This window comes from Lichenicola sp. GTC18331, assembly GCF_055386855.1.
This window is the reverse complement of sequence record NZ_AP045015.1, coordinates 19,075-31,466: the sequence shown is the minus strand read 5'-3', so window position 1 is coordinate 31,466 and position 12,392 is coordinate 19,075. Positions and strand designations below refer to the sequence as shown.

The 12,392-nt window shown below is 67.6% G+C and carries 13 protein-coding genes; 6 read left to right on the top strand and 7 right to left on the bottom strand.

All coding sequences use genetic code 11. From position 1 onward, the window contains the following. Positions 1-669, bottom strand: coding sequence for a glutathione S-transferase family protein (gene fzlA / locus ACZ5BM_RS00140; RefSeq protein WP_498909289.1), 669 nt, complete (start codon positions 667-669; stop codon positions 1-3). Between the two features lie 302 nt (positions 670-971). Here fzlA and minC point away from each other — a divergent pair, with 302 nt between their 5' ends. The 3 genes from minC to minE all read left to right on the top strand — a co-directional run bounded on the left by minC (position 972) and on the right by minE (position 2,970). Beyond that, the gene (gene minC, locus ACZ5BM_RS00135; protein WP_498911702.1) at positions 972-1,697 is read left to right on the top strand and encodes a septum site-determining protein MinC; all 726 of its coding nucleotides are present in this window, start codon (positions 972-974) and stop codon (positions 1,695-1,697) included. Positions 1,698-1,789: 92 nt separating this feature from the next. Beyond that, on the top strand, positions 1,790-2,605 hold the full coding sequence (gene minD, locus ACZ5BM_RS00130; RefSeq protein WP_498909288.1) for a septum site-determining protein MinD: 816 nt from the start codon (positions 1,790-1,792) through the stop codon (positions 2,603-2,605). After that, the gene (minE, locus tag ACZ5BM_RS00125; RefSeq protein WP_498909287.1) at positions 2,602-2,970 is read left to right on the top strand and encodes a cell division topological specificity factor MinE; all 369 of its coding nucleotides are present in this window, start codon (positions 2,602-2,604) and stop codon (positions 2,968-2,970) included. Before minD ends, minE begins: the two co-directional genes overlap by 4 nt. Before the next feature lie 42 nt (positions 2,971-3,012). Here the strand turns inward: minE and ACZ5BM_RS00120 are convergent, their stop codons facing one another. Then, a complete protein-coding gene (locus ACZ5BM_RS00120) occupies positions 3,013-3,690 on the bottom strand; it encodes a GntR family transcriptional regulator (protein WP_498909285.1) in 678 nt (225 codons plus the stop codon). A 125-nt stretch (positions 3,691-3,815) separates the two neighbouring features. After that, a complete protein-coding gene (locus ACZ5BM_RS00115; protein ID WP_498909284.1) occupies positions 3,816-5,663 on the bottom strand; it encodes an ABC transporter ATP-binding protein in 1,848 nt (615 codons plus the stop codon). Between the two features lie 199 nt (positions 5,664-5,862). Here ACZ5BM_RS00115 and ACZ5BM_RS00110 point away from each other — a divergent pair, with 199 nt between their 5' ends. Further along, positions 5,863-6,930: a glycosyltransferase family 4 protein gene (locus ACZ5BM_RS00110; RefSeq protein ID WP_498909283.1), complete on the top strand. Its 1,068-nt coding sequence runs from the start codon at positions 5,863-5,865 to the stop codon at positions 6,928-6,930. A gap of 38 nt (positions 6,931-6,968) precedes the next feature. Here the strand turns inward: ACZ5BM_RS00110 and ACZ5BM_RS00105 are convergent, their stop codons facing one another. Genes ACZ5BM_RS00105 through ACZ5BM_RS00090 form a run of 4 tightly spaced genes read right to left on the bottom strand, consistent with a single transcriptional unit; the run spans position 6,969 to position 9,727 of the window. Further along, positions 6,969-7,580: a thiamine phosphate synthase gene (locus tag ACZ5BM_RS00105; protein ID WP_498909282.1), complete on the bottom strand. Its 612-nt coding sequence runs from the start codon at positions 7,578-7,580 to the stop codon at positions 6,969-6,971. Next, positions 7,573-8,340: a thiazole synthase gene (locus ACZ5BM_RS00100; RefSeq protein ID WP_498911700.1), complete on the bottom strand. Its 768-nt coding sequence runs from the start codon at positions 8,338-8,340 to the stop codon at positions 7,573-7,575. Before ACZ5BM_RS00100 ends, ACZ5BM_RS00105 begins: the two co-directional genes overlap by 8 nt. A 5-nt stretch (positions 8,341-8,345) precedes the next feature. Continuing rightward, positions 8,346-8,543: a sulfur carrier protein ThiS gene (gene thiS / locus ACZ5BM_RS00095; protein WP_498909281.1), complete on the bottom strand. Its 198-nt coding sequence runs from the start codon at positions 8,541-8,543 to the stop codon at positions 8,346-8,348. Next, positions 8,540-9,727 carry a pyridoxal phosphate-dependent aminotransferase gene (locus tag ACZ5BM_RS00090; RefSeq protein ID WP_498909280.1) on the bottom strand — a complete coding sequence of 396 codons (1,188 nt, stop codon included), beginning with the start codon at positions 9,725-9,727 and terminating at the stop codon, positions 8,540-8,542. Before ACZ5BM_RS00090 ends, thiS begins: the two co-directional genes overlap by 4 nt. A 97-nt stretch (positions 9,728-9,824) precedes the next feature. Here ACZ5BM_RS00090 and ACZ5BM_RS00085 point away from each other — a divergent pair, with 97 nt between their 5' ends. Further along, on the top strand, positions 9,825-11,912 hold the full coding sequence (locus ACZ5BM_RS00085; RefSeq protein WP_498909278.1) for a prolyl oligopeptidase family serine peptidase: 2,088 nt from the start codon (positions 9,825-9,827) through the stop codon (positions 11,910-11,912). A 75-nt stretch (positions 11,913-11,987) separates the two neighbouring features. After that, positions 11,988-12,350 (top strand): nuclear transport factor 2 family protein, encoded by a 363-nt coding sequence (locus ACZ5BM_RS00080; RefSeq protein WP_498909277.1) that lies wholly within the window; start codon positions 11,988-11,990, stop codon positions 12,348-12,350. Positions 12,351-12,392: the final 42 nt, after the last annotated feature.

Here is a 12,392-nt window from a genome sequence, read left to right as displayed (position 1 = left end):
CTAGAAATCGAGATCGCCGTAATGGTCCGGCGGGTTCATGCCGGTGACACGGTCGTTCAGCAGCGACCGGAAGCAGGGGCGCGACTTCACCTTCGCGTACCATTCCTTGGTCGGCGGGCTCAGCGACCAGTCCACGTCGCCGATATAGTCCAGCACGGAAAGCTGCGCCGCGGCGGCGAAGTCGGCCTGCGACAGGGACGGACCGGCGAGCCATTTCCGCGTTTCCGCCAGCCAGCCGATATAGTCCAGGTGATAGCGCATGTTGCTGTATCCGGCGCGAAGCGCGGTCGCGTCCGGATTGCCGCGTCCCATCAGACGCTTGAGGTATTTCTCGCCCACGAGATTGCGGGTGACCTCATGGTGGAACTTGCCGTCGAACCAGGCGGTGAGCCGGCGCACCTCGACGCGCTCGGCCAGGGTGCGGCCCAGAAGCGGCGTGTCCGGGTAGGCTTCCTCGAGATACTCGCAGATCACCGTCGAATCGGGGATCGACAAGCCGTTCTCTTCCACCAGCATCGGCACCGTGCCGGCGGGATTCAGGTCCAGGAATTCCGGCCTGCGCTCCCACACCTTCTCGACCTTGAGCTCGAACGGCAGCCGCTTCTCGGACAGAACGAGACGCACCTTGCGGGAGAACGGCGAGAGCGGAAAATGGTGCAGGATTCGCATGCTGCGGAGGATATTTCATCCAATCGCGCACGGCCAGACGTCGCGCGACTCCGGGCCTGCGGTTTGATACCGGCAGCGGGCACGTGCATGCTGTGCCGATTCCGTTTCAAGGCTCCTCGCCCTTGTCCGACCAGACCGGTTCCGTTCCCGAACTCGACCAACATCCCGAAGCCGGGGAGGTTCCGCACGATCACGCCGACGCCGTGATGCCGGAAGCCGATGCGCCCGATGCGCCCGATGCGCCCGATGCGCCCGATGCGCCCGATGCCGGGCATCACGAGGAAGCGCCAACCACCATCGGCCTGTTCTCCACGCCGCGCGAGGACGATCAGGAGCCGCGTCCGCTGCCGCAGATCCGCGTGCGCGGCCGATCCTTCATGGCCCTGGTTCTGTCGCCGGAACCGCCTCTGGTGGACTGGATGGCCGCGCTCGATCTCCAGATCCATAAATCCGCCGCCTTCTTCGCCGCCAAGCCGGTGATCCTGGATTGCGGGCTATTGCAGCCGGACGAGCACGGGCTCGACGCGCTGGTGCCGGCCCTGCTGGAACGCGGCATCCGGCTGATCGAGATCGAGGGCGCCGATCCGGAATGGCCGGCCACGGCGGGCTGGGCGTGGCCCGAAGGCTATTCCGGCGGCCGCGCGATCGGTGCGATCGAGATCCCGGAAGAAGCCCCGCCTCCGCCGCCCGATCCGTCCCGCGCCTCGCTGGTCATCGACGAGCCGGTGCGCTCGGGTCAGACCGTGTCGTTCCCGGACGGCGACGTGGTGGTGCTGGGCTCGGTGGCGTCGGGTGCGGAGATCTCCGCCGGCGGCTCCGTGCATGTCTACGGCACGCTGCGCGGACGCGCCTTCGCCGGTGTCGGCGGCAACAACAGCGGACGCATCCTGTGCCGTCGCCTGAACGCGGAGCTGATCGCCATCGGCGGCCTCTACATGACCGCGGAGGATCTGCCGCCCGACCGCATCGGCCAATCGGTGCAGGTCCGGCTCGACGGCGAACGCCTCATGCTGTTACCGCTGGATTAACGCGCCGGGAGCTTTAGAAGCGGCTCCCGGAACATAAGCAACGGTTCGGCACCCGTCGGGTCCGTGCCGCTCGAACTGGGAGGGTTCTCCGTATGGGCAAAGTATTGGTGGTCACTTCGGGCAAGGGAGGCGTGGGCAAGACCACTTCGACCGCGTCCCTCGGCGCCGCCCTGGCCCAGGAGAACCAGAAGGTCGTGGTGGTCGATTTCGATGTCGGCCTGCGCAATCTCGATCTGGTCATGGGCGCCGAACGCCGTGTGGTGTTCGACCTGATCAACGTGGTGCAGGGCGACGCCAAGCTCGCCCAGGCGCTGATCCGCGACAAGCGGGTCGATACGCTGTCGATCCTTCCCGCCAGCCAGACGCGCGACAAGGACGCGCTGACCGCCGATGGGGTGGCGCGCGTGATCGCCGAGCTGCGCGACAGCTTCGACTGGATCGTGTGCGACAGCCCGGCCGGCATCGAGCGCGGCGCGCAGCTCGCCATGCACCATGCCGACGAGGCGGTCGTCGTCACCAACCCGGAAGTCTCGTCCGTCCGCGACAGCGACCGCATCATCGGCCTGCTCGACAGCACCACAGCCAAGGCCAAGGCTGGCGAGAAGATCAACAAGCACCTGCTGCTGACCCGCTACGACGCGGCCCGCGCCGCACGCGGCGAGATGCTCCGGGTCGAGGACGTTCTGGAGATCCTGTCCATCCCGCTGATCGGCATCATCCCCGAAAGCGAGGAAGTGCTGCGCGCCTCCAATCTCGGCGCACCGGTCACGCTGAACAATCCCGACAGCGCCCCGGCCCGCGCCTATTTCGATGCAGTGCGTCGCCTGCGCGGCGAAACGCTCGACATGAACGTGCCGACCGACCGCAAGGGCCTGTTCGGCAAGCTGTTCAAATGGAGGGCTGCATGAGCTTCCTCAGCCAGCTCTTCGCGCGCCGTTCCTCGGCGCCCGTCGCCCGCAATCGTCTGCAGATCCTGCTCGCCCATGAGCGCGCGCATGGCGGACCGGGCGCGGAAGGCCAGTCCGAGCTGATCGCCAAGCTGCGCGAGGAGATCCTCGACGTGATCGCCCGGCACGTGCCGATCGATCGCGACAAGGTTCAGATCAAGCTCGATCGCGGCGCCGCCGTCTCGACGCTCGAGATCGACATCGAGGTGCCGGAACTGAAGAAGAAACCCGACGCTCCCGGCGTCTCGAAGCCGGCGGAGGCCAAACCGGCCGAGGATGCCAAACCGGTCGCCGCGACCAAGGCCGACGGCGGGAACGACGCCTGAAACGATGAAACCCCGGCCGCCATACCGGCGGCCGGAACGCGATCAGGCCGCCGACGGATGCGGGTTGACGTAGTTGTAGGCCGCCATCACGTCGATCATCGCGGCGTCGCGCGCCGCCTGCACGTCACGGCGGTTCAGCGCATCCAGCATGTGCTCGTGCGGATGCTTGCCGTCCTCGAAGCTCGGCAAGGGGCCGCCGATGCGCGGCGCGTAGGTCGGCCCCAGCCGCAGCCACAGCCCTTCCAGCGCATGCAGCGTCAGCATGGACCGGCCGAAGACGCAGATCGCACGATGGAAGTTCAGATTGTGCGACATCGCCTCGAGCGCATCGTGGCGCGCATAGGCTTCCAGACACGGCGCATTGATCGCCTTCAACTCGGCGAGCTGGGCGTCGGTGGCCTGCGCCACCGCACGCTCGATCGCCCGTGATTCGAGATCGCCCCGCAAGGCGATCAGCTCCTCGAAACACTCCGCCGACATCACCGGAACGGTCGCCGAGCCGCGCTCGTCCAGGGTCAGCGCCTGCTCCGAAACCAGACGCAGCAGAGCCTCGCGCACGGGTGTCGGGCTCAAACCGAGCTGCTGCGCCAGCGGACGCAGGATCAGGCGGTGTCCGGGGTGCAGCTCGCACGCCATCAGGCTGGCGCGAATGCTCTGATAGGCCCGGTCGCTCAGGCTTTCGCGCTGTGCCGCTTCCGTCGCAAGGCCGGTTTCGGACATCCCCGTGCCATCCTTGTTCGACACGCGCGAGACCGCGTTCGCAGCGAGCTGTTCCATTCCGTTCACCGGCCGTTTCGTTTCCCTGGCGTCACGTGCCACGGCTGCGGTCCCGATACCAGGGGGCCTTATATCGTATCCTCGAGGCTCATCGCCTGCTTGGCGAGCAGTGAGCGATACGGTCCTTCGGTGCGTTCCAGCACCGCCGGCGGACCGTCCTGGAGCACGCGGCCGGACTGCATCACCACGATGCGGTCGAAATCGCGCAGGGTGGACAGTCGATGCGCCACCGCGACCACGGTACGGCCGACCATCAGACGCTCCAGCGCTTCCTGCACCAGCTGCTCGCTCTCGCTGTCCAGCGCGCTCGTCGCCTCGTCCAGCAGCAGGATCGGCGCGTTGCGCAGAAAGGCGCGGGCGATGGCGATGCGCTGGCGCTGGCCGCCGGACAGCTTCACGCCGCGATCGCCGACCTCCGTGTCGAAGCCCTCGCTCATCGCCTCGATGAACTCGCGGCACCCCGCCGCCTCGGCCGCGGCCCGCACCTCGTCGTCCGACGCTTCCGGCTTGCCGTAGCGGATGTTCTCCATCACCGAGCGATGGAACAAGGACACATCCTGCGGCACCACCGAGATCACGGCGCGCAGGGCGGCATCGGTCAGGGTGTTCAGCTCCTGCCCGTCGATCAGGATGCGTCCGCCCTGGATGTAGCGAAGGCGCTGCAACAGGGCGAGAACGGTGGTCTTGCCCGAACCGGACCGTCCGACCAGGCCCATGCGCGTCCCGGCACTGATCGAGAGCGAGAAATCGTCCAGCACCGCGCCGCCGCCCGGATAGGCGTATTTCACCCGCTCGAACACGATCTCGCCCCTTGGGTGGTCGTCGAAATCGCCGGCATCGTGCGCGTCCGGCATGTCGTGCGGCACCAGCAGCGTGGACAGCGCCTCGGACAGGCGGGCGACGTGCTGGATGGTCTCCACCAGCGCCACGGCGAGATCCCGCGTGCCATGGAGGATCATGAAGCCCAGCGTCACCACCATCACCACGCCGCCGACGCTGGTGACGTGCTCGTGCCAGAGCGTCACCGCCCAGGCCAGAAGACCGGCGGTCAGGATCGCGGTCAGCACGGCATGGATCAGACGTAGGCGCTCCAGATAGCGCAGCGAGGTGCTGCGCGCGCGCATCTCGCCTTCCATCTTGCCGGAGAACCGTGTCCGCTCGCGGCCGATGGCACCGAAGGCGCGCACCAGCGGCATGTTGTTAATCACGTCCAGCAGCTCGCCATCCACGCGCGCGGCATCCGACGCGTAGCGGTGATGCAGCGGCCGCCCGTTCGCCGCGAGCCGGAACATCAGCAGCGACAGGAGAAAGGCCAGCCCCACCAGCACGCAGCCCATGGTCGGGCTCACCGTCATCATCAGCAGGATCGAGAAGGCGACGTTCAGGCAGGGCGGCAGAACGTTCCAGGTGGTCAGGTTCTCCAGCGTGAACATCGCGTTGGAGGTGGCGGTGATCCGCCCGGCCAGGGTGCCCGGCATGCGGTCGGCGAAATAGGACGGGGCATGACCGGTCAGATGCCGGAACAGATCGCGCCGCAGATCGCCGGTCACCTGGACGAAGGCATAGGTCGCGACCCAGCCGCCGACCCGCCAGGCCAGATTGTCGATCGCGATCAGGACGGCCAGCATGGCCACCGCCAGCCAGACCGGCCGCATCGATCCGCCGCGGAACCCGTTCAGCGTGTCCACCAGATGGTTCACGGCATAGGACGAGCCCACCACGGCGGACACGGCCACCACCACGGAAGCCAGAATGATGCCGTGCTGCAGCTTGTGCTGCATCACGTAGCGGAACATGAAGGCCAGAGGCTTGGGCGCCAGACGGATCAGATCGGCATCCGAGACCGTGACGGATTCGTGGCCTGCCATGGCGCCCGGCGATCCCGGACGCGCGCTGTCCCTCGACTGCACCGTCATGCGATATCCTTCTAAACCGGGCGCCGCACCCGGCACACTGCAAACCCCGGCCGCATGCGACCGTTCCGTATCCGTCATACCATCACATTGACGGCACAACCGATTCGCCTTTAACGCGCTACCATCATACCCGCGCCAACAAAATGCCTCCGTCGGCAGGCATGGGGTGCGTATTGGCCGCTCAAGGAGAGTTTTCCGCATGCGCATCGCCCAGATCGCCCCCCTGCACGAGGCCGTGCCGCCCAAGCTCTACGGGGGCACGGAGCGGGTGGTCTCGTTCCTGACCGAGGAGCTGGTCTCCATGGGGCACGAGGTCACTCTCTTCGCCAGCGGCGACAGCGTGACCAGTGCGACGCTGCATCCGTGCTGGCCGCGCGCGCTCCGTCTCGATCCCGCGATCCGCGACCCGATCGCGCCGCACATGCTGATGATGGAGAACGTGGCCCGTGCGCTCGATCAGTTCGACGTGCTGCACTTCCATATGGACTACTGGCCGTTCACGCATTTCTCGCGTCAGAACAAGCCGTTCCTGACCACCATGCACGGCCGTCTCGACCTGCCGGAACTGCAGCCGGTGTTCGCCGCCTTCCCGCAGGTGCCGGTCGTCTCGATCTCCGACGCGCAGCGCCGTCCGCTGCCGCAGGCGCATTTCGTCGGCACCGTGCTGCACGGCCTGCCGATCAATCTGCTCACCCCGCAAGGCGATCCGGACGGCGCGGACCGTTCCTATCTCGCCTTCCTCGGTCGCATCTGCCCGGAGAAGGGCGTCGACAAGGCGATCCGCATCGCCCGCGCCGCCGGCATCCCACTGAAGATCGCCGCCAAGGTGGACGTGGTCGACGTCCATTATTTCGAGAACGTCATCAAGCCGCTTCTGGGCGACGGCGTCGAGCTGATCGGCGAGATCAACGACGCGCAGAAGCCTGCCTTCCTCAGCGGCGCGCGCGCCCTGCTGATGCCGATCGACTGGCCGGAGCCGTTCGGTCTGGTGATGATCGAAGCCATGGCCTGCGGCACGCCGGTGATCGCGTTCAATCGCGGTTCCGTGCCGGAAGTGATCGAGGACGGGCTCACCGGTCTCGTGGTCGAGAACGAGCATGAAGCCATCGCCGGGATCGATCGTCTGAACAGCTTCTCGTTCAAGGCGATCCGCGAGCGCTTCGAACAGCGCTTCACCGCCCGTCGCATGGCGGACGACTATCTCAAGCTCTACCAGCAGACCGCCGAACACCATCAGCCCAGGCTGCTGGAAGCCGTGAACGGCTGAACCGGAAACGGGCGGGTCCGGTGGACCCGCCCTTTCTTTTATCCCCCGGTCGCCGCCAGCCAGGCGCGCGCCCGCGCTTCCGGGTCGGCATTCGCCACCACGTCCGACACCACCGCCACCGCATCCGCCCCCGCGTCGAGGCAGGACGGCACGCGCTCCAGCGTCACGCCGCCGATCGCCACCAGCGGCACCGCGCCGAGCCGCGCCTTCCACGCCCCGAGCCGCTCCACGCCCTGCGGCGCCCATGGCATCTTCTTCAGCGTCGTCGGCCAGACCGGCCCCAGCGCCACGTAATCCGGCCGCACGCTCAAGGCCCGGTCGAGTTCGGCGTCCGAGTGGGTGCTGACGCCGAGACGCAACCCCGCGGCACGGATCGCAGGCAGATCGGCCACGTCCAGATCCTCCTGGCCGAGATGGATGAAATCGATCCCGAGCGCGATCGCCAGCGCCCAATAGTCGTTCAGCACCAGCGTCGCCCCGTGGCAGCGGCAGCTTTCCTGCGCCGCTTCCGCCTCCTGGCGCAGTCGGTTCGAATCCAACCCCTTCCATCGCAGCTGGATCAGCTTTGCGCCCGAGGCCGCCATGCGTTCCACCCAGGCGGCGGAATCCACCACCGGATAGAACCGGCCGGGCAGGCCGCGCTCAAACAAAGGCGCGCCCCAGAACCGGCGTGGACGGGCAGGCCATGTCCCGCGGCTCCATCGGATCGGCCAGTCGCCCGGCCAGACCCGCCTCGATCGCCAGCCTGAACGCATGCGCCATCGCCACCGGATCGCCGGCCTGGCTCACCGCACTGTTCAGCAGGATCGCGTCGTAGCCCATCTCCATCGCCGCCGCGGCATGGCTCGGCAGGCCGATCCCCGCATCCACGACCAGAGGCACGTCGGGGAAATGCGCCCGCATCGCCCGCAACCCCCAGGGATTGTTCAACCCGCGTCCGGAACCGATCGGCGCGCCCCACGGCATCAGCACCTCGCAGCCTACGCGCAGCAGACGCTCCGCCACCACCAGATCCTCCGTGGTGTAGGGAAACACCTTGAACCCATCCTCGTGCAGAATGCGCGCCGCTTCCACCAGACCGAACACGTCCGGCATCAGCGTGTCGCTTTCGCCGATCACCTCGAGCTTCACCCAGTCGGTGTCGAACACCTCGCGCGCCATCTGCGCCGTGGTCACCGCATCGCGCACCGAATGACAGCCGGCGGTGTTCGGCAGCACCCGCACGCCGAGCCCCTGGATCAGCGACCAGAAGCTCTGCCCCGCCTTCGTGCCGGCCCCTTCGCGACGCAAGGAGACGGTGACGATCCCGGCGCCGGACGCCCGGACCGCCTGGGACAGGATGTCCGGCGACGGATACTGGGCGGTCCCCAGCATCAGGCGCGAGCCGATCTCCTCGCCATAGAACCGGATCATGCTCATCCTCCCTGCATCGGCGCGACGATCTCCAGCGCCGAGCCGGGCAGCAGTTCCGCCGCGCCCCGCGCCCGCGCCGGCACGAAATCGCCGTCCAGCGCCGTCGCCACGCGCGCCTCGCCGTAGCCCAGCTCGAGCAGAACCTCCGCCACGGTCGCGGCGGCGACCTCGTGCTGTTCCCCGTTCACCGTGATGTTCATCGCCGTTCCCCGGTTTCGAGATACGCGCCGATCCGACCGCATGCCTCGCGCAACGTGTCCTCGCCGACCGCGAAGCACAGGCGCAGGCATCCTTCCCCGTCCGGACCGAACGCCCGCCCGGGCGCCAGACCGACACGCGCGCCTTGCAGCATATCGGTGGCCAGGGCCACGCTGTCCATGCACCCGTCCACACGAAAGAACGCGTACATCGCCCCCGCGGGGCGCGGCACCGTCACGCCCGCGATCCCGCCCAGCAGGCCGACGGCCAGATCGCGACGCGCGCGCAGCTCGCCCACCATCTCGCGCACGAACGCTTCGCCCTCCTCCAGCGCCGCGATCCCCGCACGCTGGACGAAGCCCGGCGCGCAGGAGGTGTTGAACTCGCACACCTTGCCCAGAGCCGGCATCAGCGCCACCGGCGCGGTGATCCAGCCCAGCCTGAACCCGGTCATCGCCCAGCTCTTGCTGAACGAATTCACCGTGACCAGCCGATCCTCCGGCGCGGCGATATCGAGAAAGCACGGCGCCACCGCCCCGTCGAACACCAGCCGTTCATAGACATCGTCGGCCAGGATCCAGATGCCATGACGGCGGCAATGACGCAGGATCGCCTCCTGCTCCGCGCGGTCGAGCATGAACCCGGTCGGATTGGCCGGCGCGTTCAACACCACCATGCGCGTTCCGGGCGTCAGCGCTTCGAGCAGCGCCTCCAGATCGAGACGCCATTCCCCGTCCACGATCCGCAAACGCACGGTCTCGACCACAGCGCCGCACACCGCCGGAATCCCCGACAGGTTCGGCCAGTGCGGCGTCGGCAGCACCACGCGGTCGCCCGGCGCCAACAACACCTGCGCGCACAGCAGCAGCGCGTTCACGCCGGACGAGCACACCATCACCCGGTCCGGCGTCACCGCGCGCCCGAACCCAGCCTGATAGGCGGCGATCGACTCGCGCAGCGCCGGCAGGCCGAAATTCGAGACGTAGCGCGTGTCGCCCGCGTCCAGTGCCCGCTTCGCCGCCTCGCGCACGAAGAACGGCGCATCCCGCTCCGCCTCGCCGAACCAGAGCGGGATCACGCCCGGCAAACCGATCCCGCTATTGGCGACCGTGCGGATCAGCGACCCCGGCAGCGCCTCCACCAACGGCCTGCCCAAGCCGCCCGGCAACACCTCTTCCGATCCCACGCGGCGATCTCCTTCGCCCAACTCTCGTACTCCCACTCTGGCCCATTCGGGAAAGGCCCGTGTAGCATCCGCGCCTTCATTCCCGTCGGGACCACGCATGCAATTCCGTCATGTTCTTCTGATGTGCCTGTTTCTGCCGGCACCCGCCCTGGCCGCCGATCCGGCACCCGGCAACACCACCCCGCCCGCCTTTCTCGATCAGGTCGAGGGCAAACAGGCGCTGGCCTGGGTCCGCAAGCTGAACGACCACACCTTCTCCGTGCTGCAAGGCGATCCGCGCTACAAGCAGATCCACGACGAGGCGCTGGCGATCGCCCAGTCGCATGACCGCATCCCGGTCCCGCACGTGATCGACGGGCAGGTCTACAATCTCTGGCAGGATGCCGGCCACAAGCACGGCATCTGGCGCCGCACCACCCCGGCCTCGTTCCACACCGACCACCCCGACTGGCACACGGTGATCGATCTGGACGCGCTCAGCGCCCGCGAACACAAGAACTGGGTCTGGAAAGGCGCGGACTGCCTGGAGCCGCAGGAAACGCGCTGCATGATCGGCCTCAGCGACGGCGGCGGCGACGCAGTCACCGAGCGCGAGTTCGATATCGCCACCGGCCAGTTCGTGCAGAACGGCTTCACCCTGCCGACCTCCAAGCAGACTGTCGCCTGGGAAGACCCGGACACACTGCTGGTCGCGCGCGACTGGGGCCCCGGCACCATGACCGCCTCCGGCTATCCGTTCGTGATCAAACGCCTCAAGCGCGGCCAGGCCCTGGACGCGGCGCAGGAGATCGAGCGCGGCACGCCCGCCGACATCACCGACGACGCCGAGGTGCTGGTGGACGGCGACGGGCATCGCCTCACCCTGATCCATCGCGGGCTCACCTTCTTCACCTCGTCCTATTCGGTGCTCACGCCCAACGGACTGCAGAAGCTCGACCTGCCGCCGAAATCCACCCCGGTCGGTCTGGTCGCCGGCCGCCTCGCGGTGAAACTGGACGAAGACTGGCAGCCCGCCGCGGGCCCGAAACTGCCTGCAGGCAGCCTGGTCTCGATCGACCCCGCGAACCGCAACGCCGCGCCGATGATGATCTTCTCCCCCAGCCCGCGTCAGTCGGTGGAAGCCGAATCCGTCGCCGCCACCAGGACCGGCCTGCTCGCCGTGATCTACGACAACGTCCGCGGCGGCGCCGTCCGGTTCACCCCGACACCGACCGGCTGGTCGCAGACCGCGCTCAAGCTGCCCGCCAACGTCGCGGTGACGCTGATCGACGCCGGTCCGCGCAGCGACGACGCCTATCTGGGCGTCACGGGCTTCCTGACCCCGAACGAACTCTGGCACGTCGACGGCGCCGATGCCCAAGAGGTGAAATCGCTACCGGCCCAGTTCGACGCCACCAACCTCGTCGCGGACCAGCAGGAAGCCACCTCCACCGACGGCACCAAAATCCCCTATTTCATCGTCCATCGACGCGACATGAAGCTCGACGGCACCAACCCGACCGAGCTGACCGCTTATGGCGGCTTCGGTGTATCGAACGTGCCGTCCTATTCCGGTGCGATCGGCAAACTCTGGCTGTCGCGCGGCGGCGTCTACGTGCTGGCCAACATCCGCGGCGGCGGCGAGTTCGGGCCGAAATGGCACGAGGCCGGACGCAAGACGCATCGCCAGCGCGTGTTCGACGATTTCGCGTCCGTCGGCCGCGACCTGATCGCCCGTCACATCACCGACGAACGCCATCTCGGCATCCGCGGCCGCTCCAATGGCGGCCTGCTGATGGGCGTGGAATTCACCCAGCATCCCGAGTTGTGGCGCGCGGTGATCATCGGCGTGCCGCTGCTCGACATGCGCCATTTCGAAACCATGGCGGCCGGCGCCTCGTGGGTCGACGAATACGGCTCGCAATCCGTCCCCGCCGAAGCCGCGTTCCTGGACAAGATCTCGCCGCTCGATGCGCTGCGCCCCGGCGTTGCCTATCCGGAGCCGTTCATCTTCACCTCCACCCAGGACGACCGCGTCGGCCCGGTGCATGCGCGCCGCTTCGCCTGGCGCCTCGGCCAGCTCGGCGTGCCGTTCCTGTATTACGAGGACACCGAAGGCGGTCATTCCGGCACCGCCAATCTGGGCGAAGTCGCTCACGAACAGGCGCTGGAGACCGTCTACCTGCTGAAGCGGCTGGTGGACTGACACACAAGCGCGTCAGGCGGAGAACGATCGCTCCGCCTGCGCGCTCTCCGCTCCGACCTTTGCAGGAGCGACATCATGGACGATCACCGCATTTGGGGCTCGGAAGAGCAACTCTGGACCGGCGACGCGGAGAACTACCGCCGCACCATCGATCCGGACTGCATCATGGTTCTTCCCGAACCGCCCTACGTGAAGAGCGGCAAGGATGCCGTCGAATCCGTGGTCGACACGCCACGCTGGACCAGGATCGAACTCACGCAGCGTCAGGTCTCGCGCCCGCAGGAAGGCCTGATCGTCATCGCCTACCGCGCCGATGCCGAACGCGATGGCTCCCCACCCTATCAGGCCTTCTGCACCACGACGTATCGCATGATCGAGCACGGCACCTGGCGCGTGGTGCAGCACCAGCAGAGCTCGGGTCTCAAAGCCGCAGGCTGATCCAGGGCGGAACTGCTTGGAAGACGCCGCGGTCGGACGGAT

What these genes read in the sequence shown, in the direction of transcription:
- fzlA (WP_498909289.1), bottom strand. Translation starts at nt 669, where the DNA reads ATGCGAATCCTGCACCATTTTCCGCTCTCGCCGTTCTCCCGCAAGGTG.
- minD (WP_498909288.1), top strand. Translation starts at nt 1,790, where the DNA reads ATGGGCAAAGTATTGGTGGTCACTTCGGGCAAGGGAGGCGTGGGCAAG.
- minE (WP_498909287.1), top strand. Translation starts at nt 2,602, where the DNA reads ATGAGCTTCCTCAGCCAGCTCTTCGCGCGCCGTTCCTCGGCGCCCGTC.
- ACZ5BM_RS00120 (WP_498909285.1), bottom strand. Translation starts at nt 3,690, where the DNA reads ATGTCCGAAACCGGCCTTGCGACGGAAGCGGCACAGCGCGAAAGCCTG.
- ACZ5BM_RS00115 (WP_498909284.1), bottom strand. Translation starts at nt 5,663, where the DNA reads ATGACGGTGCAGTCGAGGGACAGCGCGCGTCCGGGATCGCCGGGCGCC.
- ACZ5BM_RS00110 (WP_498909283.1), top strand. Translation starts at nt 5,863, where the DNA reads ATGCGCATCGCCCAGATCGCCCCCCTGCACGAGGCCGTGCCGCCCAAG.
- thiS (WP_498909281.1), bottom strand. Translation starts at nt 8,543, where the DNA reads ATGAACATCACGGTGAACGGGGAACAGCACGAGGTCGCCGCCGCGACC.
- ACZ5BM_RS00085 (WP_498909278.1), top strand. Translation starts at nt 9,825, where the DNA reads ATGCAATTCCGTCATGTTCTTCTGATGTGCCTGTTTCTGCCGGCACCC.
- ACZ5BM_RS00080 (WP_498909277.1), top strand. Translation starts at nt 11,988, where the DNA reads ATGGACGATCACCGCATTTGGGGCTCGGAAGAGCAACTCTGGACCGGC.